At 72.6% G+C, this 23,104-nt stretch carries 22 protein-coding genes; 13 read left to right on the top strand and 9 right to left on the bottom strand.

The genetic code is table 11. The features are described from left to right. The first annotated feature begins 83 nt into the window (after positions 1–83). On the top strand, positions 84–2,090 hold the full coding sequence (locus tag QI554_RS26150; protein WP_281472905.1) for a hypothetical protein: 2,007 nt from the start codon (positions 84–86) through the stop codon (positions 2,088–2,090). Positions 2,091–2,320: 230 nt separating this feature from the next. On the opposite strand, the gene QI554_RS26145 is transcribed toward QI554_RS26150, so the two are convergent. The 3 genes from QI554_RS26145 to QI554_RS26135 form a co-directional block, all read right to left on the bottom strand. Further along, positions 2,321–2,647: a hypothetical protein gene (locus tag QI554_RS26145; protein WP_281472904.1), complete on the bottom strand. Its 327-nt coding sequence runs from the start codon at positions 2,645–2,647 to the stop codon at positions 2,321–2,323. A 91-nt stretch (positions 2,648–2,738) separates the two neighbouring features. Beyond that, complete coding sequence (locus QI554_RS26140; RefSeq protein WP_281472903.1) at positions 2,739–3,650, bottom strand: alpha/beta fold hydrolase; 912 nt, start codon at positions 3,648–3,650, stop codon at positions 2,739–2,741. Beyond that, positions 3,626–4,492, bottom strand: coding sequence for a class I SAM-dependent methyltransferase (locus QI554_RS26135; protein WP_281472902.1), 867 nt, complete (start codon positions 4,490–4,492; stop codon positions 3,626–3,628). Before QI554_RS26135 ends, QI554_RS26140 begins: the two co-directional genes overlap by 25 nt. A gap of 228 nt (positions 4,493–4,720) precedes the next feature. Between QI554_RS26135 and QI554_RS26130 the strand changes: the two genes are divergently transcribed. From QI554_RS26130 to QI554_RS26115, 4 genes are all read left to right on the top strand, one after another. After that, positions 4,721–5,542: a nucleotidyl transferase AbiEii/AbiGii toxin family protein gene (locus QI554_RS26130; protein ID WP_281472901.1), complete on the top strand. Its 822-nt coding sequence runs from the start codon at positions 4,721–4,723 to the stop codon at positions 5,540–5,542. Between the two features lie 79 nt (positions 5,543–5,621). Then, positions 5,622–6,605 carry a hypothetical protein gene (locus tag QI554_RS26125; protein WP_281472900.1) on the top strand — a complete coding sequence of 328 codons (984 nt, stop codon included), beginning with the start codon at positions 5,622–5,624 and terminating at the stop codon, positions 6,603–6,605. A gap of 75 nt (positions 6,606–6,680) precedes the next feature. Beyond that, positions 6,681–7,169: a GNAT family N-acetyltransferase gene (locus tag QI554_RS26120; RefSeq protein ID WP_281472899.1), complete on the top strand. Its 489-nt coding sequence runs from the start codon at positions 6,681–6,683 to the stop codon at positions 7,167–7,169. A gap of 148 nt (positions 7,170–7,317) precedes the next feature. Next, positions 7,318–7,638: a nuclear transport factor 2-like protein gene (locus tag QI554_RS26115; RefSeq protein ID WP_281472898.1), complete on the top strand. Its 321-nt coding sequence runs from the start codon at positions 7,318–7,320 to the stop codon at positions 7,636–7,638. An 82-nt stretch (positions 7,639–7,720) separates the two neighbouring features. On the opposite strand, the gene QI554_RS26110 is transcribed toward QI554_RS26115, so the two are convergent. The 3 genes from QI554_RS26110 to QI554_RS26100 form a co-directional block, all read right to left on the bottom strand. Beyond that, positions 7,721–8,584 (bottom strand): ferritin-like domain-containing protein, encoded by an 864-nt coding sequence (locus QI554_RS26110; RefSeq protein WP_281472897.1) that lies wholly within the window; start codon positions 8,582–8,584, stop codon positions 7,721–7,723. Continuing rightward, positions 8,581–9,279, bottom strand: a complete 699-nt coding sequence (locus QI554_RS26105; RefSeq protein WP_281472896.1) for a ferritin-like domain-containing protein — start codon at positions 9,277–9,279, stop codon at positions 8,581–8,583. Before QI554_RS26105 ends, QI554_RS26110 begins: the two co-directional genes overlap by 4 nt. Before the next feature lie 125 nt (positions 9,280–9,404). Then, on the bottom strand, positions 9,405–9,848 hold the full coding sequence (locus QI554_RS26100) for a hypothetical protein (RefSeq protein WP_281472895.1): 444 nt from the start codon (positions 9,846–9,848) through the stop codon (positions 9,405–9,407). 407 nt (positions 9,849–10,255) lie between these two features. Between QI554_RS26100 and QI554_RS26095 the strand changes: the two genes are divergently transcribed. Then, entirely contained in the window at positions 10,256–10,603 is a 348-nt protein-coding gene (locus QI554_RS26095; RefSeq protein WP_281472894.1) for a DUF1330 domain-containing protein, read from the top strand. 8 nt (positions 10,604–10,611) lie between these two features. Here the strand turns inward: QI554_RS26095 and QI554_RS26090 are convergent, their stop codons facing one another. Next, entirely contained in the window at positions 10,612–12,819 is a 2,208-nt protein-coding gene (locus QI554_RS26090) for an RICIN domain-containing protein (RefSeq protein ID WP_281472893.1), read from the bottom strand. Positions 12,820–13,144: 325 nt separating this feature from the next. On the opposite strand from QI554_RS26090, the gene QI554_RS26085 reads away from it, so the two are divergent. From QI554_RS26085 to QI554_RS26070, 4 genes are all read left to right on the top strand, one after another. Beyond that, positions 13,145–14,194, top strand: a complete 1,050-nt coding sequence (locus QI554_RS26085) for a porin PorA family protein (protein WP_281472891.1) — start codon at positions 13,145–13,147, stop codon at positions 14,192–14,194. 110 nt (positions 14,195–14,304) lie between these two features. Beyond that, the gene (locus QI554_RS26080) at positions 14,305–14,607 is read left to right on the top strand and encodes a putative quinol monooxygenase (RefSeq protein ID WP_281472890.1); all 303 of its coding nucleotides are present in this window, start codon (positions 14,305–14,307) and stop codon (positions 14,605–14,607) included. Between the two features lie 116 nt (positions 14,608–14,723). Further along, positions 14,724–15,572, top strand: coding sequence for a hypothetical protein (locus tag QI554_RS26075; RefSeq protein ID WP_281472889.1), 849 nt, complete (start codon positions 14,724–14,726; stop codon positions 15,570–15,572). Positions 15,573–15,668: 96 nt separating this feature from the next. Beyond that, complete coding sequence (locus tag QI554_RS26070) at positions 15,669–17,858, top strand: MMPL family transporter (protein WP_281472888.1); 2,190 nt, start codon at positions 15,669–15,671, stop codon at positions 17,856–17,858. On the opposite strand, the gene QI554_RS26065 is transcribed toward QI554_RS26070, so the two are convergent. After that, complete coding sequence (locus QI554_RS26065) at positions 17,848–18,393, bottom strand: CGNR zinc finger domain-containing protein (protein ID WP_281472887.1); 546 nt, start codon at positions 18,391–18,393, stop codon at positions 17,848–17,850. The genes QI554_RS26070 and QI554_RS26065 overlap by 11 nt on opposite strands. A gap of 39 nt (positions 18,394–18,432) precedes the next feature. Between QI554_RS26065 and QI554_RS26060 the strand changes: the two genes are divergently transcribed. Beyond that, the gene (locus QI554_RS26060; protein WP_281472884.1) at positions 18,433–19,440 is read left to right on the top strand and encodes a DMT family transporter; all 1,008 of its coding nucleotides are present in this window, start codon (positions 18,433–18,435) and stop codon (positions 19,438–19,440) included. A 22-nt stretch (positions 19,441–19,462) separates the two neighbouring features. Here QI554_RS26060 and QI554_RS26055 read toward each other — a convergent pair whose 3' ends face one another. Next, positions 19,463–20,062 carry a CGNR zinc finger domain-containing protein gene (locus QI554_RS26055; protein WP_281472883.1) on the bottom strand — a complete coding sequence of 200 codons (600 nt, stop codon included), beginning with the start codon at positions 20,060–20,062 and terminating at the stop codon, positions 19,463–19,465. An 83-nt stretch (positions 20,063–20,145) separates the two neighbouring features. Here QI554_RS26055 and QI554_RS26050 point away from each other — a divergent pair, with 83 nt between their 5' ends. Both QI554_RS26050 and QI554_RS26045 read left to right on the top strand, forming a co-directional pair. Then, a complete protein-coding gene (locus QI554_RS26050) occupies positions 20,146–21,408 on the top strand; it encodes an MFS transporter (RefSeq protein WP_281472880.1) in 1,263 nt (420 codons plus the stop codon). Positions 21,409–21,726: 318 nt separating this feature from the next. Further along, positions 21,727–23,001: a metallophosphoesterase gene (locus QI554_RS26045; RefSeq protein ID WP_281472997.1), complete on the top strand. Its 1,275-nt coding sequence runs from the start codon at positions 21,727–21,729 to the stop codon at positions 22,999–23,001. Positions 23,002–23,104: the final 103 nt, after the last annotated feature.

Genomic DNA, 23,104 nt, shown 5'->3' with positions numbered 1-23,104 from the left:
GGCCGGGCGAACGGACCGCCGCCGACGGACGGGGAATCGGAGTGCTGCGCGGACGCGGAAAGTGGTTTGGCCTGATAGCTGTCGTGATCGCCCTCGGCATCGTCGCCGGGTGGCTGCTCTTCGGAAGAGACGGCGGCGACGACGACAACGGCAGCGCGAGAGGGGGCGACGGCAAGCCCGCGAAGCCGTTCGCTCCCCAACCGATCCCGCCCGCGGGCAAGGACCCCGGGCCCGCCCTCACAGGGCTCGACGTGTCGGCCGCGAACCGGCGCGCGCCGCTGCCGGGACTGTACGACTGGTCGAAGGCCGGATTCCGCTCCGGCGCCCCGCTGCCCGGTGAGGGCCAGATCCGGCCCGACGCGAAGTGCCGCATCACGCCGGACGTCCTGGCCAAGGACTTCCAGGTCGCGCCGAACGACGGCAAGGACGACACCGACGGCCTCCAGCGCGCCGTGGACCGGGTGAAGGCCGAGTGCTCGCCGACCGGCGGTTACGACCGCGAGAGCCTGATCCAACTGCCGTCCGGGCAACTGGACTTCACGCACGAGGTCCACCTGGACGCCGACTACCTCGTGCTGCGCGGCGCGGGCTCCGACCCCGCGACCGGCACGCGGATGGTCTACCGGCCCGACAAGGACACGCTGTACGACGTCCTGTCCAAGGACGGCTCCCGCTGGGACCAGGACAAGACCGACTACAAGGACGCGAACGGCGGCTGGCTCTGGCCCGGGCGCGGTCTGCTCCGCGTCCAGTCGCGTGCCGTGCACCCGGACTACGCCAAGCAGTACGCGGACGCCCCCGCGAACCGCAAGGACCTGTACGAGGGAACGGTCAACGTCCACTGGAAGGCCGGGCTGAAACTGCGCGAGAAGCCCGGCGGCGCCGGGTTCGCCGCGCGCACGGGGGACACCGTCGTCCCGCTCGCCAACGACGCCCCGCTGGACAGCGTCAGACCAGGCACCCTGGTCAACGTCCGCGCCGCCAACTCCCGGGCGTTCTACGAGGCGATGAACGCGGCACCGCCCGCCGGCGCCACCGGAAAGAACGGCAAGCCGGACGACGGCGCCATGGAGAACCAGCACATGCGGCAGCAGATCTTCACGGTGACCGCCGTGGACGCCGCCGCGCACACCATCACGCTCGACAAGCCGCTGGAGTACGACGTGCCGGTCACGTCGGTCTCGGACGGCTCGGCGCCGATCCAGAACAAGACCTACGACTCGAAGGTCGCCCCGCTGGTCGACCCGGTGCTGGGCGTCGGCGTGGAGGCCGTGTTCATCACGCAGGACATGCCGAAGCTCGACGCCGCCCAGGCCGTGCACAACTACGGGAACATGGACCCGGCCGCGGCGATGCACGGCATCGTGTTCAAGTGGGCCGCCGACTCGTGGGTCAAGGGCGTCGACCTGCGCATGACCGGCTCGCACCCGATCGTGACCGAGGAGGCCGCGCACCTGTCGATCGTCGACAACGTGCTCGAAGGCGCCTGGAACAAGGGCAAGGGCGGCAACGGCTACCTGCGCGGATCGCGCGTCTGGGACTCGCTGTACGCGGGCAACACCTCCCGCGGGCTGCGCCACTTCACGTTCCAGTGGTCGGCCTCCGGCAACGTCGTGATCGGCAACAGCTTCGACTCCGACCTGAACCTGCACGGCGGTTGGGAGCGCAACAACCTGTTCGAACTGAACAAGGTCGCCGTCCCCGCGGGCCACCGGCCGGACAGCTGCCGCGCGAACTGCGGCGACGAGGGCGGCTCCGACCCCGACAACGCCGCCTGGTACCCGATCTGGTGGGCGGCCGGACAGAAGGCCGTCAAGTGGTCGGGGGCGAGCGGGCCCGACAACGTCTTCTTCCGCAACGAGATGACCAAGCAGACCGCCAAGGACGGCCCCTACACGCCGTTCTACGACAAGCCGGGTACGGTCTACCGCTTCGGCTGGGACGGCAAGGCGTACAAGCCGCTGTCGGACGCCGGCAAGCCCATCGCCGACTGGGCCGGCAACGAGACGAAGGACTTCACCGCGGGCCAAGGCGTCGACACGACCTATGCCTTCGACGGCCCGTCGATCTTCCTGAACCGGGTGGGATAGGGGGTGTGCCTGGGGGTTCGGCCCACTCCGTCGCGGGGTGCGTCTCTGGCTTGCGAGCCAGCCGGCATGTGTTGGTTGGGACTCGGTCGCTGCGGCGTGGAACCGTCGGCCATGCACGGTCCCCTGGGCTGCGGTGCCAGCGCGGGGCGGGAGGCCACCGACAGCGGACCAGGCCAGGGACGGTGCCTGGCAGAGGACTTCCCCGCCGCAACCGAACAGGCAGCCCTCGTTCAGCAGTGTTCCTCCACGTACAGCATCCGCAGCCCGGCGCCGGTCCTGAATTCATGGGCGAGATATCGCCCCGAACCGCCCCCTCCAGGCCCGGCGTACGCGTCCTTGACCAGCTCCCACATGCCCGTGCGCTCCGAAGTGCCCGTGGCACGCGGGTCGATGCCGCCCTCGGTGCCCCATACGACCGGTGTGGCAACGTCCTTGATCAGGCGCTTGACCGCGCGGATGTCGAGGCGGCGGCGGTGCAGGAGCCAGTGCGTGCCCTCGTCGTCGACGAGCGTGACCGGGTCGGGGAGCTTGTCGGGGTTCGTGGGGAAGCGCTGCATGGCCGCGAGCCTCCCAGACCCGCGGGGTCGCAGCGCGCCGTTTTCCGGTGCCGTCAGGCGTCGTCCGCCAGGCGGATTCGGTGAGGCCGGCTCACGGACTCGAAGTCGGCTGTTCCGTCGGGGGTTTCGTGGGGTCGCGCGTGAGGTGTTCCCGTACGGCCTCCAGCCAGGCGTCCGCGCGTTCGGTCTGGGGGTTGTGGCCCGCGCCCCGGATGACGGCGAGTTCGGCGTGGGGCATGCGGCGGAGGAACGTCCGTGCGGAGCGGCGTAGTCCGGTGTCGCGGGCGCCGTTGAGGACGAGTACGGGGCAGGTGACGTCGGCGAGCCGCCCGCGGAGCGACGGGTAGGTGCGGATGCCCCGGCTCAGTGCGACGAACGCGGCCGGGTCCATCGCCGCCAGTGCGGCGCCCTGGCGTTCGAGTCGGGCGCGTTCCTCGGGGGTGGCGCCGTCGGGCACCTTCACCAGCCGTTGGACCAGCCGCAGCAGCGGGTCGAGGCCCTTGCGCGCCACCACGACGTTGAGGGCCTTGAACAGCAGTCGTACGAACGGCGCCGCGGCCGGCTTCGGCGCCGTGCTCACGAGCACCAGCGACCGCACGCGCTCCGGGTGGGCCAGCGCGTAGCGCAGCGCCACGACGCCGCCCATCGAGTGCCCGACCAGGTCGACCGGCCCCGGCAGTACGCGTGCGGCGAACGACTCCAGGTCGGCGTCCAGCAGGTCGAACGTATAGGCGGACCGGTCGCCGGACTTCCCGCTGCCGCCGTGCCCGCGGTGGTCGTACGCGACCACCCGCCGGTCGGCGGCCAGTGCCGGTGCCACCGCGTCCCAGTCGGCGACGCTCCCGGCGAACCCGTGCAGCAGCAGGAGCGGCGCGGTGCCGGGGGCGGCCGCCGAGGCGGGCAGGTCGAGGTAGTGCAGGTCGGCGACCTCGTCGAGCCCCGGCAGCACCTCGCCGGTGTCGGCCCACGCCGCCGGCGTCAACGCGAGCCGTCCGCGCGGCACAGGCTCACCCGGTACGCGTCCGCGCTGTTGCGGAAGATCGCCCGTGCGACGGCCATCCCGCGCCGCTGCATGAACCCCATCCGCGCGAGCACCGCCTTCGGCAGTTCGACCAGCCCCCGCGAGTCGGCCACGGTCAGCCCGACGCCCCAGGCCTCCACCGACTTCGGGTCGTCGCACGCCCACGTGAAGCTCGCCGCCAGTTCTTTCTTCAGTGCCTTGTGGTCCTGGTTCTCGACGACGCCCGTCGATGCGCTGTCGAACGCGATCAGCGCGCCGGGGAACGCGTCCGCGAGCGTTCCCAGCACCCCGCGCACCTGTTCCTCGGTGAAGTAGAGGAGCACGCCTTCGAGCACGAAGAGGTACGGTCCAGGGCCCGTCGCGACGTCGGCGAGCCACGACGTCTCCAGCACCGATCCGGCGACCATGCGCCGCCGCGGCCCCTCGGCGTAGAACCGGCGGCGCAGTTCGAGCGCGTCGGCCAGGTCGAGGTCGGTCCACGCCGCCCGCCCGTTGTCGAGGCGTTCGTAGCGCGAGCTCAGGCCCGCGCCGATCTCGACCACGGTCCCGTCGGGGTGCTCGTCGAGGAAGTCCCGCACCCACTGGTCGAGGATCAGGGTGCGCAGTACCGCGAGCGGCAGCGTCGCGGAGCCTTCGAACTTGCGGAAGTCGTAGGCGCCTTCGGCGACGAGCTGCTCGACGATCTCGACGGCCTTGGCGTCGCTCAGGATGCCGTGTTTCTTGCGGGATTCCACGGCACGTGCGTACAGCGTCGCCAGCAGGGTCTCCTGGACCTCCCCGAGCCGGACGGACTCCGGGCCCGGGCCGCGTTCGGTCGTGCTCACATGCGACCCCTTCTGCCGGGCGCCGCGACCTCGCGACGCCGTCTGGAGGCGTGCTCGCGACGGGAGTTCGGCCCGCGCGGTGACGCACCGTAACACTCGCCGCGACCTGCGAGAACGCGCTTTCCGGCGGATGGGGGAGATGGCATGGATGCATGCCGGGAAGGCAAGGTTGGGCGGTGCGCGGGCCGGCCGCCCGCGCTGTCTCCGCGCGCCGTTACAGTTCGGCGCGTGCCGATATCCGATGCCCACCGCGCCGTCCTCGACCATGTGCTCGCCGTGCTGGCCGGATCGTCGTGGAGTGCCTCGCTCGTGCTGCGCGGCAGCATGGTCATGCCCGCCTGGGTCGGCGACCGGGCGCGCGAACCCGGCGACCTGGACTGGATCGTGCTCCCCGACGAGGAGCCGGACTGGCTGTACGCGGACGACGAGTTCGGCCCCGCCCTCGTCGAGGAGCTGCGGACGCTGATGCCCGCACACGAGGACGTCCGCCCGGGGCTGCGGCTGCACGGCGCGGACGTCACCGCGGACTCCAGCTGGGGGTACGCGTACGAGGGCTCGGTCGGCGTCCGCGTGCTGATCCCGTGGTCGGACGGCGGCGTCGAAGGCACGCCCGTCCAGGTCGACTTCGCGCGCGACGAGGTCCTCCCCGAGCCGCCCGTGTGGACGCGCGTCCCGCGCGCGGACGCCGGACCTCCCGTCGCCGTCCGCACCGCGTCCCGCGAACTGTCCCTTGCCTGGAAGCTGCTGTGGATGCACAGCGACGCGTACGGCGACGCGGGCTGCGCGCAGGGCAAGGACCTTTACGACGCCGTCCTGCTCGCCGAGTCGGCGGACACCGGGCCGTGCGCCGACCTGGTGCGCCGCGTGCTGCGCGACGGCATCGACCCCGACATCGACCCGGACATCGACTCCTTCGGCCCTGGGCACGTGCGCTGGTGGTCGGTCGACTGGTTCGCCTTCCAGGCCGCGAACCCGCACGTGCACGGCGACGCGGACGCCTGGCAGGGCCGGCTGGAGCGGGCGCTGTGGCGGCTGTTCGGCACTCCCTGAGCGCCGGTCCGACCGCATCGGGCCGGTTCGCGAACGCACCTTTCAGCGGCAGCGCCTGACGGCGGGTAGGGTCCCGGACGTGATGACGGAAGCCCTGGTCGAGCAGGCCCTCGACGAAGACGAAGACGCCATCGAGCAGCTCGTCGAGCTCGCCAAGACGAACCCCGGAGAGCTCGAGCTCTACCTGCCCCGCCTCCTCGAAGGCGGCGTCCTGTGGCCGCCGACGCTGTTCCGGTCGCTCGACGCGGACAGCAAGGCCGAGATCATCGCGCGGCTCGACGCGACCGAGGAGGAGGAGTGGTACTCGCTCCTGCTCGTCCTCGCGTTCGCGCGCGGCGCGGAGGTCGAGGCCGCGTTCCGGCGGTGGACGACCGCGCCGCCGCCCGGCGTCACGGTGCCGATGGTGTACCGGTGCATGCTCGAGGCGGGCTGGCTGTTCGACGACCTCGGCCGGGACGGCGCCCCGGCGGAGCACTCGGCCGTCCCTGGCCCACCGCGCGAGCTGTACGGCGCGACCGCGTACCGCCTCGTCCCCGACGGCGAGATGGAGACCCTCGCCGACGTGCCGTGCCCCTGGTGCCGCAGCCCCATGTGGGTCGCCCTGGACGTCGACACGGCCGACCCGCGCGTGGCAGAGGCACTGGCGCACACGGGCTGGTCCGGCCGGCTGCGCATCACCACGTGCTTCCTGTGCGCCTGCTACACCACCACCTATGCCGAGGTCGGCACGGACGGCAGCGCGCGCTGGTCCGACCACACCGTGCGCCCCGAATGGGTGAAGGACAAGGAGCCCGAACAACCCGCGGGCTTCCGCCTCGCGCTCGGCGAACGGCACCCGAACCGGTACGCCGCCGACCCGTGGAACGAGGGCGGCTCGGCGCTCGGCGGCGATCCCGACTGGATCCAGGACGCCCACGTCACCTGGTGCCCCGGCTGCGGCCACGCGATGGACTACGTCGGCATGGCCGGCAGCGCCGACCTGTACGAGCACGGCGACGGCGCGTACTACCTCTTCCTGCACGCCGCGTGCGGGCTCGCCGGCATCGAGTACCAGCAGACCTGACCGCGTCGGCCGGGCGGGCGGACGTGCGCCGATAACCGTTGGCGCGCCGTGCGGCCGCCCGGCAGGCTGTGCCGGATGAAGATCAGGACGGCGACCGCCGAGGACTGGCCCGCGATGTGGTCGTTCATGCGCGGCATCATCCGGGCGGGGGAGACGTACACCTACTGGCCGGACACCGACGAGGCGACCGCGCGGGCGATGTGGATGCTCGACGCGCCCGGGCACACCGTCGTCGCGGTCGACGACGACGGGGCGGTGCTGGGCACGGCCAAGATGAACCCGAACCACATGGGCGGCGCGTCGCACATCGCCAGCGCCAGCTTCATGGTCGACCCCGAGCGGCAGGGCCGCGGGACCGGCCGGGCGCTCGGCGCGTATGTGCTCGACTGGGCGCGCACCGAGGGCTACCGGGCCATGCAGTTCAACGCCGTCGTCGAGACGAACACCCGTGCCGTGGCCCTGTGGAAGGCGCTCGGGTTCGAGATCGTCGGCACGCTGCCCGAGGGCTTCCGGCACCCCGAGCACGGCTACGTCGGGCTGCACATCATGTACCGGATGCTCTGAGTCCCCGGCGGGCGCCCGGGTCCGTGTTCACCCGTTCCGCGCAGCATCACAGGGCCCGCCGCGCCGCCGCGTGCTCGACTGGGTGCGACCGGGCAGGCCGGATCCGCCGGCCACCGGCCCCGGACCGAGCACGAGGAGCACGACCCTGATGATGCCCACCAAGCAGCTCAGCGACCCCGTCGTCCGCCAGTTCGTCACGGCCGTCAACGCGCACGACAAGGCCGCGTTCACAGCGGTCCTGACCCCCGACGCGACGATGTCGGACGACGGCAGCGACCGCGACGTGACGGACTGGACCGACCGCGAGATCTTCACGACGCGCGGCCACATGGACGTCGTCGAGGAGTCCGACGACGGGCGCGAGCTCATGGTCGAGTACCGCAACGACACGTGGGGCAGCATGCGCACCTCGTGGAAGTTCACCGTGGAGGGCGGCCGGATCAGCCGTTTCGAGACCGGCCAGGCCTGACCCGTACGCCGAGGGGCGGCGGCCCCGGACACGTTCCGGGCCCGCCGCCCCTTCGCGGCATCGGTACGGCGTCGGTACGGGGTCAGGACGGCGTCGCCGCCGGCAGCATCAGGTCGGTCACCTGCGCCGCCTTGTCGACCGGCAGGAAGTCGTCCGGCGCCGGGTACTCGCCGAGCATGTAGTGCAGGATCGCCGCGTGCATCGCCTCCACCGGCGCGATGGACGCCGCGACGCCCACCCCCGCCGCGTCCTTGACCGTGTACTGGGCGACCAGGTACGTCTGCGCGGCCTGGTTCTCCAACTGCAGGGACAGCCTCGCGACGCCGGGGATGTCCGTCACCTGCCCCAGCGCCTGCGTGACCGCAGCCTGGCTCTTGAGCGGCACGCCGGTGATCTCCGGCTTCCCGGCGTCCGTCAGCGCCTTGTTCCACACCTTCGCGTGGTCGCTGTGCTGCGCGAGCGCGGTCGCCGCGAACGTGTTCACGGCCGGCGGCACCGTCCCCAGCTTGCCCGACGAGGCGGCCTGGACGGCGGCCTGGTAGGCCCCGACGGCCTGGTTTTCCAGGGCGACGGCGAGCGCCACCAGCACCAGGTCGCCCGCGTACGGGCCGACCGTCGCGGGTGCGGCGGCCGCGGCGGACGGGGACGGCGACGCGCTGGGGGACGCCTTGTAGCCGGACTTCTTGTCGTCGCTGCACGCGGCGAGTCCGAACGCGGCCGCGCCGACCGCTCCGAGGCCGAACAGAAACCGGCGGCGGTCCATCCGGGGGCCGCCGGGCCCGTCGTCCGCGCCGTCCGTACCGCCGTCGCGCAGCCGTTCGCCCAGGTCGACCGCCGCCGCCTGCATGGCGGGCAGCGACGCGCGGTGCGCCTCGTCCATCGCCCGGGTGAAGGAGCGCAGTTCGGCCTCCGAGCCGGGCAGCTCCCAGTCGCGCTCTCGGGTCACTTGACGGCTCCTTCGTCGATCGGGGACGCCTTCTCGGTGGGCATGAACGTGTAGGGGAACCCGGCGTTGCCGGCCGCCGCGGGCAGCTTCGCCAGGTCCGGCGGCAGCGCGATCAGCTCGGGCGTGCCGTTCTGCAGGACCGTCTGGATGGCCAGCAGCACGGCGAGGTGCTGCGCCTCGACCGGTGCGACCGAGCCGAACAGGTGGCGCAGGTCGGGGTCGGTGACCGTCGAGACGTACTTCGTGTACGTCTGGGCGGCGACGTCCTCGAGGGTGACGCCGAGCTTGACGACGTCCGCCGGCCCCTGGATGGTCGGCTGCGCCTGCTGGAGGACCGCCGCGTACTTGGGGTCGGGCGCGGTCTGCGCCTGGCCGCCCGCCTTGACCGCCGCCGCGTTGAACGCCTGCGCGTGCGCCTGGTGCTGCTGCGCCGTGCGCGTGACGAACGCCAGGATGATCGGGTTGCCGGTCTGGATGAAGGGCAGGCCGATGGCGGCGGTGTAGGCGGCGACCGCGAGGTTCTCGATCGACGCGGCGGTCTGCAGCGCCTTGATGTCGTCGGGGGTCACCGCCGCACGGTAGGCGCCGAACTCGTCGAGCGACGCCCGCGTGACGCGCTGGGCGTCGCTGTGCAGGTCTTCCGACTGTTCGACCAGCTGCGCCAGCAGCCGGGTATCCAGGGTCTCTTTGCCCACCGCCGCGGCTCCTTCCGTTCCACCCGCCGGATGCGGGCGTTCAGACGACACGTTCGCGACTGCGGCGGCGGGGGATTGGTGACCTCACACGTGAGCCACGCGGTTTTCACCCATACGGCGTAGGCCTACAACTCCGCGCCGTCGCGCCAGACGACCGGCACGTCGCATTGGGCGTGTACGTCGTCGGAGTCGGCGCCGTCTCCTGCCGGGGCACGCAGGACAAGGCCCAGCCGGGCGCCGAGGATCTCGGTGCCGGGCTCCTCGCAGGGCAGGGCGAGGCGCAGGTCGAACTGGCGCCCTTCCGCCCCCAGGGAGCCCAGCAGGTAGTCGACGGTGTTGCGGTTCGGGCCCGGCCACGGCGCGCCGACGTCACTCAGAAAGGGCGACACCTGGTGGAGCCTGGTGACGCGCACCGACCGGGGTGTCCACACCCGCAGATAGAGGTTGGCGATGTCCTTCTCGAGCCAGGAACCGACGGCCTGCGCGAGGTCGGCGGCCAGCCCGGCCGGGTCCGCGACGATGTCCAGGGTCCCGCCCAGGGGTTCGGCGATGCCGCGCAACTCGCCCACGTCCCAGTCGGTGCCGAGGCCGCGGCAGTCCGCTTCGAATCGCCCCCGGGATCACCGCGAGCTCCCGGCCGCCGTCGGGCAGGTACGGGGAGTAGTACGCGGCGAGGGTGGCGCGCCGCGGCGCCAACAGCACCGACGGCGGCGGCTGCTGATCCTCGGTCAGCCCTCCTGCGGGGCCGCCGTCCGCCGGTGCGTTGTCCCGGTCCACCCCGCCCCCGTTCACGACCTCGTGTGCGGTCCACGGTAGACGCCCGGCCTGAAGCATCACCGACGCATGACCGCGTCCGAGGCTCCGGTCCGCGTGTAGCTTCGTGGTCGGCGAAGACACGCGGACCACCGCGGAACCACCGCGGCCGCAGGCCCACCGCCGTCGGGACAGCGTGACGGCTGACGAAAGGACCAAAGCCATGCCGGCCTACGTCGTCGACGACCTGCGGGCCGCGGCCTCGCACCCGGACGTCGCCGAGTACATCGAGCGGCTCCCCGGCACGATGGAACCGTACGGAGGCCGCCGCCTCGTCGACTTCACGGAGCACGAGGTGAAGGAAGACGGCCCGGCCGGAGACGTCGTGATACTCGGCTTTCCCGGCATCGACGAGGCCCGCGCGTGGTGGGACTCACCTGCCCGTCGTGAGATCGCCCCGCTGCGGTCGCGGCACGTCACCGGCGACGTCGTCATGGTCGACGGCGTGCCCGAGGACTACACCCCCACCGCGACCTTCACCGCACTGCTCAAAGGCCTGGCCTCCGGGTGATCCGACCGTCAGCCGATCGTCCACTGCTGGAGCGGTGATCCGGTGTCGGGTTGCTGGGTCACCAAGCCTCCGTTCGCGGTGGAGGAGGTGGTCATCAGCAGTCCGCTCCTGACGTTGGTGACGGTGTAGGCGCCGTTGGCGAGTCTGGCGACCGTCCAGCGCTGGTTGGAGCCGCCGGTGCAGGGCCACTGGATCACCTTGGCGCCGGGTGCGGTCGAGCCGCCGTCGTCGTCCGCGCACAAGGTGGAGTGGGCGTTGACGATGGTGTAGGAACCGTCGGGCTGTCGGGTGAAGACCCAGTTCTGGTTGGCGCCCCCGTTCGCGGCCCAGGTGTCGAGCTGGGTGCCGTTGGTCTTCGACCAGTCGGGGTCGTCCAGGGCCTTGCCGGAGAGCGAGACGGTGTGGGTGCCGTCGAGCCGGGGCGTCGGGTCGGGGACGCTGCCGACTGGAGTGAGCGTCAGGGTCTGCTCGTCGGCGGTCCGGCCGCCGCCGACTCCGCCGCTGCCGGCGTCGGTCCAGGCGCGGGCGGCCGTGGTCTCGGCGGAGCGGCCGGCCGCCGACGACAGGCCGAGCACCAGCCCGCTGTACCGGTTGACGATGCGGAACGTGCCGGTCTTGGCACCGCCGGCGGTCGTGTTCTCAAGGACGAACCACTGCTGCCCGACGGTCGGCCCGCCGGACCCGAGCGCCGTGACGGTCGGCTTGGCGCCCCAGGCCCGGCCCGCCGTCGCCGTGGAGTCCACGCCGAGGGCCAGGCCGCCGCCGGCGCCGGTGATGCGGTACGAGCCGTCGCCGTTCGCGGTGAAGACCCAGCTCTCCAGGCCCGACCCGGTCGCGGCCGGCACCGAGGTGGTCGCCGAACCCGCCGTGCCCGCGCGGGCGAGTACCCGGCCCGCTCCGTTCGCGATCGTGTACGACTTCGTCAGGTCGAAGGGTGCCGCCGCCGGCGTGGAGGCGTTCACGGTCACGTTGACGTACTCGCCGGAGGCCCCGTGGGAGCAGCCGAAGGAACAGTACGTGCGGAACGTCTTGCCGACGATCGCCGAGCTCGTGCGGTTGGCGCCGTCGAGGAACCAGCGGTACCAGGAGGCGGTGTGGTAGCTGCCGCTGTCGCCGATGGGGAACCACTTCTGGGTCGCGAGGTTGTCGGTGGCGTAGTACTGCTGAGGGGCGTTGCCGCTCTGGTCGACGGCCTGCGGCTCGCCGATGTACAGGCCCAGGTAGGCGTTGTACGTGATGTCCATGACGAACAGCGGCGAGGTCGGCGGCATCTTCCCGGCCGCGATCTGCTGGTCGGCGGTCCCTGTGGAGGCCGGGCTGTACTCGCCGGACACGGGGGTGTACCCGGTGCCGCCGGACGCGCCGACGGGCACCATGTTGCTCTCCCGCCCACCCACACCGGGCTGCGACCAGGCGCCGTCGTACCACTTCTGCCACGACCCCGGCGCCATCTTGGCGGAGATCGGTGCGCGCGCCACGTGCTCGTGGAAGGCCTTCCAGCCGGAACCCTTGTCGACCACCCGGGAGCCGTAGAAGACGTAGAAGTATCCGGAGGCGGTGTCGACGAACAGCCGCTGGTCGCCGTCGCCGTAGTAGTACGTCTGGTTCGGGAAGGCGGCCGTGTCATCCCGGCGGGTGGAGTACGGGGAGGTGATGGCGTGGTCGCGGATGGTCCAGGTGCGGCCCTGGTCGGTGGACACCGCGTAGTCGATCGCGTCGTAGTGCAGCCCGTCACCGAAGGGCTGAGGGGTGAACTCGTTGTGCACCAGGCCGTACCAGTCCCCGGTGTCCGGGTCGACCCACAGGCCGGAGAGGTCGCAGAAGTTGTTCTGCGAGTAGCCCGAGCCGGCGGGAGCGAAGCTCGCCTCGACACCGGTCGGGCTGGTGTTGCACCGCCAGGTGGTGTCGTTGTTGCGGTCGCGGGAGTCTGCCGGGTTGACGGCGTTGCTGATCACGCTCGACCGGGTCGCCGTGTCGAAGTCGGTGCCGGTGTAGAAGTCCCAGAACCTGCCCTGGGAAGCGCCGTACAGCGCGGCGGACTGCTGGTAGTAGAACGTGCCGTCCTTGTCCACGTAGGGAACGGCCGGGGTGTCGGTCGGGTGGCTGAACGTCACTGGCGCGGAAACACTCACCGAGAAGGTGCCGGCGGGCGGCGCGGCCTGCGCCGGAGCCGGCGCCAGGAGCGTGCCCGCGAGCAAGGGGATGGCAGCGGCCATCCCCCACATAGCGGTCCGTTTGCGCGACAAGGGGAGACCCTCTCTGTCCGGATGCCGCCCACAGCGGGCGCTCGCCCGATCTCACAGCGCCACCCGTGTCCGGGAGTAGGCCTTTTCCTCGCGGGGACTTGGGTTTTCGTGGCGCCGCGACGTGATCGGCGAGACGGCGTGTCACTCGTTCAGGCGAATTACGGCCGCTGCCCTTTCCCGCTGGGCGCGATACCACGAACCATCGTTTCCGGTAGCTGAACCGTCTTTTCGCATACGTGGCCGCGCCACCTCTGGTGTCGTCGTCGCACTGCACGCGGCTCTTGGGGAGGGCGCAATGAGACGCGCTTCGTGGATCCTCGGATCGGTATCCGTACTGCTGGTGGCGACCGGCGCGGTCAGCAAGTTCGCCGTGTACCCGGAACTGCACCAGATGCCCGACGACGCCAAAGGCACCATGCACTTCCAGGGGACGCTGACCGCGCTCGACCCGGCGGCCGTGCAGAAGGGCGACCTGGCGCACGCCGTCACCCGCGACCTCCCGGTGACCGCCGACCGCACGGTGAAGGCGGTCAAGACGTCCGGCTCGACGATCGTCCTCAACGACCACACCGACCTGTACGGGCAGCAGCGGGCGCTCGTCTCGATCAGCGAGCACCAGTACGCCGTCGACCGCCGGGACCTCATGGAGAAGGCGACGCCGAAGGGCGTCAACGCCGAGCCCCACCGCGGCCTCAGCGCGGGCTTCCCGCTCAGCCCGAAGGCGCACGACTACCCGTTCTGGGACGCCGAGACGCAGACGACGGGCACCGCCGCGTACACCGGGACCACGCACCGGCAGGGCCGCGAGGTGTACGTCTTCCGGATCACGGCCGCGGGGCCGCTGCAGGACCCGACGATGAAGGGCGCCCTGCCGCCGGCGATGCCGAAGACCGCGCTCGCCGCGCTGAACCCGCAGGCGCCGCTGGGGAGTCAGCCGGACGTCGTGCCGCTCGCGTACACGTCCCTGACCGACATGACCGCGTACATCGACTCCGAGACGGGCGTGACGATCGCGCTCGACTCGCACAAGAGCGTGACAGCGGTGCTGCCCGGCGAACCGAAGGTCGAACTGTTCCCCGTCGCGGACGCCAAGCTGTCGACGACCAAGGCCTCGGAGAAGGACCTCGCCGACACCGCGTCGACCGGCGCCCTGGTCTTCTGGCTCCTGTCCGACGCGGGGCCGTATGCCGTGTGGGCCCTCGCGCTGGCGCTGCTGCTTCTGGCGTACTGGCTCGAACGCCGCCACCGCCGCGCCGCGGTGACGGACACAGACCCGCTGGACGACGGCCAGGTCCCGGGCCAGCGCAGCGACACTGCGGAAAGCGCTCCGCACGAGCAGCGCTGACCTCCACCGGGGCGGTCCCCTCGACGATGTCGGGCGGGGCCGCCCCTCGGCCGTTCCAGGATCCGAAAATGCCGTGCCGACCAAGATCGTGATCTTCTACGCTCCGCCGCATGTCCGAATCCATACGCCTCGTCATCAGCATCACCACCCGGCCCGGCCGCGGCCGCGAGCAGGTGGACGCGTACCACCGCCTCGCCCCGGTCGTCCGGGCTGAGGAGGGGTGCCTCCAGTACGACATGCACCAGGTCGCGGGTGATCCCGACCGGTTCGTCCTGGTCGAGCACTGGGCGTCCCGCGAGGCCCTGGCCGCGCACGACGCCACGCCGCACATGGTCGCGGCCGACGCCGCCAGTCCGGCGTTCCGCGCGGGTCCGGCGCAGGTGGTCGAACTCGTCGCGGAGCCGCTGGCCTGAGCGTCGCGCGGAGGGCCGCCGCGTCTTGAAAGTGACGGGGTGTCAGTTTAGCTTTCGGCTGGTCGGGGGCGCGGCGCGACAGCGTCGTGGAGGACGGACCAGCCGGGAGGCGCGCAATGAGCTACCAGCCGCTCGAAGTGGGCGGGGTCGACGACTACCCCGTCAAGGTCGGCAGCATGCTGCTGACCCTCGTCGACCCGCACCGCGGCTTCGAACGCGCCTACAACCGCTGGTACGAGCGCGACCACTACTACGGGGGCTGCCTCGTCGGCCCGCACCTGTACGCCGGGAGTCGGTGGGTCGCCACGCGCGCGCTCAAGGACCTGCGGTGGGGCGGCGGCGTGCCCGACGGCGGCGAGCCGGTCGCGGAGCCGGCCGACGCCGGCAGCTATGTGGCCATCTACTGGGTCGAAAAGGGCCGCCACAAGGAGCACTTCGACGACTGGGCGCGCCCCCAGGTCGCCGCGCTGTACGGCGCCGGGCGCGGCTTCGCCGAGCGGACGCATGTGCACACGGTGCTGTTCGACCACGTCGGGGCGTCGTACCGCGACGAGGACCCGGTGCCGGTCGACGTCGCGCTGGACGCCTGCTACGACGGCATCGTCGCGCTGTGGCTCGACGCGCGCGACGGCCGGACCGCGGCCGACCTGGACGGCGAGCTGACCCGGGACCACCTGCCCGCGCTGCTCAAGGACTCCACGCTGGAGATCGCCTCGGCGTGGGCCCCGTCCCCCGGCGAGGACGAGGTGCGCAAGAAGCAGCCCATGCCGCTGGGCAGTGCCCCCGGCGGGCCGGAGAGGCTCGTGCAGCTGTTCTTCTGCCGCGGCGACGTGACGGAGGCCCTGCCGGCGCTGCGGGCGTACACCGACGCGTTGGAGGCGGCGGGTCTGGCCGACGTCCGGCTCGCGGCCCCGTTCGTCCGCACGCACGTCGGCACCGACAAGTACGTCGACGAGATCTGGTAGGCCCCGTCGGACGCGGGCGGCGGCCTCAGCGCCGTCGCCCGCGTCCTCGTTCGGACCCCTGCGCCGCACGGGCTGCTCAGCCTCTAACATCCCGCCATGGCTGCCATATCCGCCGACGCGGACCAGAACACCGGCCGCGAGGCCGGGCCCGACCAGCACGCCGCCGGACGCCTCGCGCGGCTCGGGGCCGCGTGCGCACGCCGGCCGCTCGTCGTCCTGCTGGTCTGGCTGCTCGCGCTGGCCGGGGTGCTCGTCGCCCGGCACGCCGTCGACGCGTCGTACAGCAACGACGTCAGCCTGCCGGGGACGCAGTCCGACACCGGCATGCAGCTGCTCAAGCGCTCGGCCCCGGGCGCGGGCGGCAACACCGGGCGGGTCGTCTTCCATGTCGAGGGCGGGCGGGTCGCGGACCGGCAGGACGCCGTGGCCGCGTCCCTCACCGGGCTGCGCGGACTGCCGCACGTCACCGACGTCACCGCCCTGGCCACCAGCGAGGACGGCGGCGTCGCCTACGCGTCCGTCATCCTCGACGTCCGGCCCAAGACCCTCGGCCCGGACTACGTCCACGGGCTCGACGCGGCCACCGGACCCGCCCGCGCCGCGGGCCTGAAGGTGGCGTACGGCGGCGACTTCGACCAGATCACCCGCGCCGCCGCCAAGGACGGCCGCAGCGAACTGATCGGCCTCGCCGCGGCGTTGATCGTGCTGCTGCTCGCCTTCGGCAGCGTCTTGGCGGCCGTGCTGCCGCTGCTCACGGCGGCCGTCGCGGTCGGGGTCGGCATGTCGGTCGTCGGGATCGTCGCGGGCGTGGTCACCTTCGGCACGTCCGCACCGACCCTCGCGATCATGATCGGGCTCGGCGTCGGCGTCGACTACGCGCTGTTCCTCGCCACACGCTTCCGGCAGGACATCGCCGACGGCTACGACCCCGTCGACGCCGCGGGCCGAACCGCCTCGTCGAGCGGACGCGCGGTGCTGGTCGCGGCGGTGACGGTCGCGCTCGCGCTGCTCAGCCTGTACGCGTGCGGCGTCTCCTTCATCGGCAAGCTCGGCCTGGCCGCGACCTTCACGGTCGCCGTCGCCGCGGCCGCCGCGCTGACGCTCGTTCCCGCCGCGCTCGGCCTGTGCGGCCGCCGCATCGACAAGTTCGCGGTGCGCAAGCCCGTCGCGGAGACGACCGGGGACCGCGACCGCTGGATCCGCTACGCGGGCGTGGTCGCCCGGCACCCGTGGCGGTTCCTGGTCGCGGGGCTCGCGGTCCTGGTGCTGCTGTCCGCGCCGCTGCTGGACATGCGGCTCGGGCACGTGGACGGCGGGTCCGACCCGGTCGGCTCGCACAGCCGCACCGCGTACGACCTGGTCGCCGACGGCCGTGGACCCGGCTTCGGCCCCGGCGCGAACGTGCCGCTCACGGTGGTCGTCGACCTGCAGGGCGCGCGCGTGCCCGCCGAGCGCATCGGGGCGGCCGTCGACGAGGCGCTGCGCGCGACCCCCGGTGTCGTCCCGCGCAAGGCCGTGCACCCCAGCCCCGACGGGCGGCTCCTGGTCGCCACCGTCACGCCGAGCACCCGACCGGCGGACGCCGCGACAGGAACACTGGTGCACACGCTGACCCGTGACACCCTGCCGCACGCGCTCGCCGGCACCGGCGCACACGGCTACGTCGCGGGCAGCACGGCGGGGCAGCTCGACTTCCGGGACATCATCACCCAGCGGCTGCCGATCATCATCGGCGTCGTGCTGGTCGCGGCGTTCGTGCTGCTGATGCTGGTGTTCCGCAGCCTGCTCATCCCGGTCAAGGCGGTGCTGCTGAACCTCTTCGCGACCGGCGCCGCGTACGGGGTCGTCGTCGCCGTGTTCCAGTGGGGCTGGGGCCGGAGCCTGCTCGGCATCGACCAGGCCGTGCCCGTCGAGTCCTACGTGCCGATGATGATGTTCGCGATCGTCTTCGGACTGTCCATGGACTACGAGGTGTTCCTGCTGTCCCGCATCGCCGAGGCGTGGCACGAGACCGGCGACAACACCCGCGCGGTCGGCGTCGGACTCGCCCGGACGGGACGCGTGATCGGCAGCGCGGCGCTCATCATGACCGCGGTCTTCCTCGCCTTCGCGGCGTCGCCGACGGTCGTGGTGAAGATGCTCGCGATCGGCCTCGCCGCCAGCGTGGTCATCGACGCGACGCTGGTGCGGCTGGTGCTGGTCCCGGCCTCGATGGTCCTGATGGGGCGCTGGAACTGGTGGCTGCCGAAGCGGCTCGACAAGGTGCTGCCGCGCGTCAGCGTGTAGCGGGCTTGGCGCGTCGGGCGCGGTAGGCGGCGACGGCGTTGCGGTTGGCGCAGGTGGTGCCGCAGTAGCGGCGGGAGCGGTTGCGGGTGAGGTCGAGCACGACGCCCTCGCAGCCGCTGTCGGCGCAGACGGACAGGCGGGAGAGCTCGTCGACGCGGACGAGGTCGCTCATGGCCATCGCGGTCTCGACGGCGACCCGGACGACGAGCGGCGCGTCGTTCGGGACGGCGTGCAGGTGCCAGTCCTGGTCGTCGTGGCGGACGAGCTGGGGGAGCGCGCGGGCGTCCGCGAGCACGGTGTTGACGAGTGCGGCGGTGTGGTCGCGGTCGGCGGTGAGGAGCTCGCGCAGGACGGGCCGCAGCGCTCGGAGCTCGGCGAGTTCGGCGGCGTCGGCGTCGCGGCGGCCGGTGTAGCGGTGCTCGGCGTACCAGGCGTCGACGTCCTCGACCGTGGTCAGGGTGTCCGGTGCCTCGCCGCTGTTGACGAGGGCCACGGCAGCGAGCAGCGAACTCTCCACGTCATGTGCAAAAAGCATTTTGACATATTACATCGTGCGCGGATAGCGTCATGGTCTATGACGCATATTGCCCATGACGTGCCGCCGGTGCCGGTCGCCGCAGGGGGTTCGCAAGCCTCCGTCGCCACCGGCGGTTCGGGCGGTGCGGACACCCGTGGCGGCCACCGGGCCGGCCTGCGCGGCGGCCTGCTCCTCGCGGTCGTGTCGGCGATGGCGTTCGGCATGTCCGGGTCGCTGGCCCGCGGGCTGCTGGAGACCGGGTGGAGCCCGGGCGCGATCGTGATCGTGCGCACCGGCATAGGCACGCTCGCCCTCGCGCCGTTCGCGGTCGCGGCGTTGCGCGGCCGGTGGCGGCAACTGCGCGCGCAGGCCCGCACGGTGCTCGTGTACGGACTGCTCGGCGTGGCCGGTGCGCAGTTCTGCTACTTCTCCGCCGTCGCCGACATGGACGTCGCCCCGGCGCTGCTCATCGAATACACCTCCCCGGCCGCGGTGGTCGTGTGGCTGTGGATGCGCCACGGCCATCGGCCGCGGCCGCTCACGCTGGCCGGCGCGGGACTCGCGGCGCTCGGCCTGGTCCTCGCGCTCGACCTGCTGTCCGGCGCGGACATGGCCTGGTCGGGCGTGGCATGGGCGTTCGCGGCGATGATCGGGGCGACCGGCTACTTCCTCGTCGCGGCGGACACCGACACCGGGCTGCCGCCCATCGCCCTGGCCGGTGTCGGGCTCGGGGTCGGGACGCTCCTGCTGGGCGTGCTCGCGGCCGTCGGCCTGCTGCCGATGCACGTGTCCGCGCGGTCGGCCGAGTACGCGGTGGGAACCGTGCCGTGGTGGCTGCCGGTCCTCGTGCTGGGGCTGGTCACCGCCGCGCTGGCCTACGCGGCCGGCACCGCGGCGAGCCGCATGCTCGGCTCGCGGGTGGCGTCGTTCGTGGGCCTGCTGGAGGTCGTCGCCAGCGTCGTGTTCGCGTGGCTGCTGATCGACCAGGTGCCGGGCGCGTTCCAGACGGTCGGCGGCCTGCTCATCATCGGCGGAATCGTCCTGGCGAAGCTCGACGAGCGGTAGCCGGCCGCCTTCACGGGCGTCGTCAGTCCCTGGCCGTCTCGCGGTGCTTGGCCGCCTTCGCGCGGTTGCCACAGACGGCCATCGAGCACCAGCGGCGCCGACCGGAGGGGGACCGGTCGACGAACCGGCCGCCGCAGTTGGGGCCCGGGCACACGCGTAGGCGGGCGCGGTCGGGGGAGCCGAGGAGCTGCGCGGCGTCGGCGGCCAGGGCGTGGAGGGCGTGCAGCGCGGGGTCGGTGTCGGCCGGGCCGCGCAGGACGACGTCCGGCCCGTCGCGGTGCAGGCGGGGCGACGGGGTGTCGGCCAACCACGCGTTGAGCGTGTCCAGTGCCGTGTCGGGGATCGCGGTGCCGTCGACCGCGGCGCGGATGCCGCTGTCGACGGCCTCGCGCAGGTCGAGGGCACGGGCGAACAGCGCGTCGTCGGGTCCGGCGGCGCGGCGCGCGCGGCCGCTACGTGCGGGGGCGAGGTCGGCCGCCGCGAACCAGGCCGCCAGGTCGGCGGGTTCGGTCAGGTACTCGACCGGTTCGGCGTGCCGTCGGCGCCGCGTGTTCACGAAGTCGACGCTCGGCTGACCGCCGTACCAGACCCATGCGCGTTCGCCGCCGCTCGCCTCCGCCATAACCCCATGTTAGGTTATCCGGCGTCCGACGCCGTAACCGTATTACCGGTTACCCATGCGGCTGGCTGTCGAATGGGGGATACATGAAGGAAAGCCCGTCACCGGCACCGGAGTTGACGCGCCGCCAGACCCTGGTGCTGGCCGCCGCCTGCGGGATCGGTGTCGCGAACGTCTACTTCCCGCAGGCCGTCAGCCCGCTCGTCGCCGACGACCTCGGGGCGTCTCAGGGCACCGCCGCGGCGGTCGTCACCGCCGCCCAACTCGGCTACACCGCGGGACTGTTCCTGCTGGTCCCGCTCGCCGACCGGGTGCCGGCGCGGCGGCTCGTCGTGCTGCTCGGCGTGCTGTGCGGCCTCGGGCTGTTCACCGCGAGCGCCGCACCGGGCGTCGGCCTGCTCATCGCCGCGAGCGCGGTCATCGGCGCGCTCGCGGTCGTGCCGCAGGTGGTCATCCCCGCCGCGGCCGGGATGGTCGCGCCGGAGCGGCGCGGCGCCGTCACCGGCACGCTGCTCAGCGGACTCATCGGCGGGATCCTGCTCGCCCGCACCTTCGGCGGGACGCTGGGGGAGTGGGCCGGCTGGCGCGTTCCGTACGCGGTGGCCGGGACGCTCATGCTCGCCCTCGCCGCGGTCCTGGCCGCGACGCTGCCGCGCACCGGCCCGTCGAACGCCCTTGAGGCGCCCGGCTACCGGTCGCTGCTCGCCGCGCCCCTGCGCCTGTTCCGCGCCGAGCCCGAGCTGCGCCGCTCGTGCCTGTACCAGGCCGCGGTGTTCGCCGGGTTCAGCGCCGCGTGGACGTGCCTCGCGCTGCTGGTGACCGGAACGACGTACGGCCTCGGCGCGTACGCCGTCGGCGTGATCGCGCTCGTCGGCGCGGCCAGCATGTTCGCCACCCCGCTCGCGGGCCGCCTCGTCGACCGCCGCGGCGCCGACCGCGTCAACCTGGTCTGCCTCCTCGGCGTCGTCGCCGCGGCGGCCGTCCTCGCCGTCGGCGCGGTCGGCGGCCCGGTCGGCCTCGCCGCCCTCGTCGTCGGCATCCTGCTGCTCGACGTCGCCATGCAGTCCGGCCAGGTGGCCAACCAGACCCGCGTCCTGGCCCTGCGCCCGGACGCCCGCGCACGCCTCAACACCGCCTACATGACCTGCTCGTTCCTCGGCGGCAGCGCGGGCTCGTGGGTCGGCGTGCGGCTGTACGTCGGCGTGGGCTGGACCGCGGTCTGCGGCCTGGTCGCGGCACTGGCGGGCGTCGCGCTGGTCCGCCACGCCGTCGCCGTCCGCCGGCGGGCCGACGTCAGCGCCTCTCGTTCCGCGCAGCACCGCACCCCACTTGCGCGCGATCGGGTCTGACACGCACCGGGCAACGACCGAGGACAGGAGCGCGGATCGTGGAAGCTCCGCCGATCAGCGTGGTTCCACGGGGATCGGCGACCGCAGGATCGAGGTCGTGACGACGGTCCGGACGGTGTCGGGCTGCTCTCGGAAGGTGCCGGCACGGTCTGGCGGGCCGTCATCGGCGCAGCAGGCCGATCCGGCTGGTCAGCCCGGCGTTTAGCCGGGACGCCGCGTCCACGGAACCTCCACGCGTCCCCCGCGGGGCGTTCTCACACCGCAACGTAATGTGGCGTGCGGTCGGCCGGGTCCGTGGTCGCCGGGTTCGGGGACGGAGTGGTCTGCGTGTGGGCTTTGGCCGTGTTGGGGTTGGTCGCGGTGCTCGCGGCGGCCGGCGGCGTCCACTGGTATGTGTGGCGGCGGATGGTGCGGGACACCACGCGGGCGGGCGGATGGCCGCGGCGTGCCGGGACGGTGGCCGTGGTCGCCTTCCCGCTGATGAGCGTCGGCGCGATGGCCTCGACGCGGCTCAGCGCGCCGTTCCTGCTCCAGCAGGTGCTGGCCTGGCCGGGCTACCTGTGGATGGCGTTCCTGCTGTACCTGGTGATGGCGTTGGTCGTGGGCGAGTTCGTCCGGCCGCTGCTCAAGCGGGTGCTGCGGGTCCGGCGTACCGAACCGGCACCCGCACCCGCGCCCGCGCCGGTGCCGGTCGCGGCCGGGACGGGTGAGCCCGTCGAGGAGGAGGGGCCGGCCGGGGAACGGGCCGACACCGCGCCGGTCGTGGACTCCTCCCGGCGCCTGTTCATCGCCCGCACCGTCGCGGTCGGCGCGGCGGCGGCCGCCGCGTCCACGGTCGGCTACGGCATGTACGGCGTGCTGCGCGGCCCGTCCGTCAAGCACGTGACCGTCCCGCTGGCCAAACTCCCGCGCTCCGCCCACGGATTCCGCATCGCCGTCGTGAGCGACATCCACCTGGGCCCGATCCTCGGCCGCGGCCACGCGCAGCGCGTCGTCGACGCCGTCAACAGCACGAACCCCGACCTGATCACCATCGTCGGCGACCTGGTCGACGGCGACGTCGACGACCTCGGCCCGGCCGCCGCCCCGCTGCGCGAACTGACCGCCCGTCATGGCGCGTTCTTCGTCACCGGCAACCACGAGTACTACTCGGGCGCGCAGCAGTGGGTCGACTACGTGCGCGGCCTCGGGATCCACCCGCTGGAGAACGCCCGCGTCGAGATGCCGGGTTTCGACCTGGCCGGCGTCAACGACTACCAGGGCGAATCCGAGCACCACGGCCCCGACTTCCGCAGGGCGCTCGGCGACCGCGACCGCACGCGCGCCTCCGTGCTGCTCGCCCACCAGCCGGTCGCGATCCACGACTCGGTGAAGTTCGGTGTCGACCTCCAGCTGTCCGGGCACTCGCACGGCGGCCAGCTGTGGCCCGGCAACTACGTTGCGGCGCTCGACAATCCGACCGTGGCGGGGCTGGAGCGCTACGGCGACACGCAGCTGTACGTCACCCGCGGCGCCGGCGCGTGGGGCCCGCCGGTCCGGGTGGGCGCGCCGTCCGACGTCACGGTCGTCACACTCGCCTCGCGGCAGGCCTGACCGAGACGGTTGGGGCGTTGCTGAATCGGATCGGCACGAGCGCTAGCATGCTGATCGCATGATCTGATCAAGAGTTCGCCGCACCAGGGGTGTTCCGGCGTGG

Source organism: Yinghuangia seranimata (assembly GCF_029953285.1).
Classification (GTDB): domain Bacteria; phylum Actinomycetota; class Actinomycetes; order Streptomycetales; family Streptomycetaceae; genus Yinghuangia; species Yinghuangia seranimata.
The sequence above is the reverse complement of the archived record's forward strand: the minus strand, read 5'-3'. Positions and strand labels throughout refer to the sequence as shown.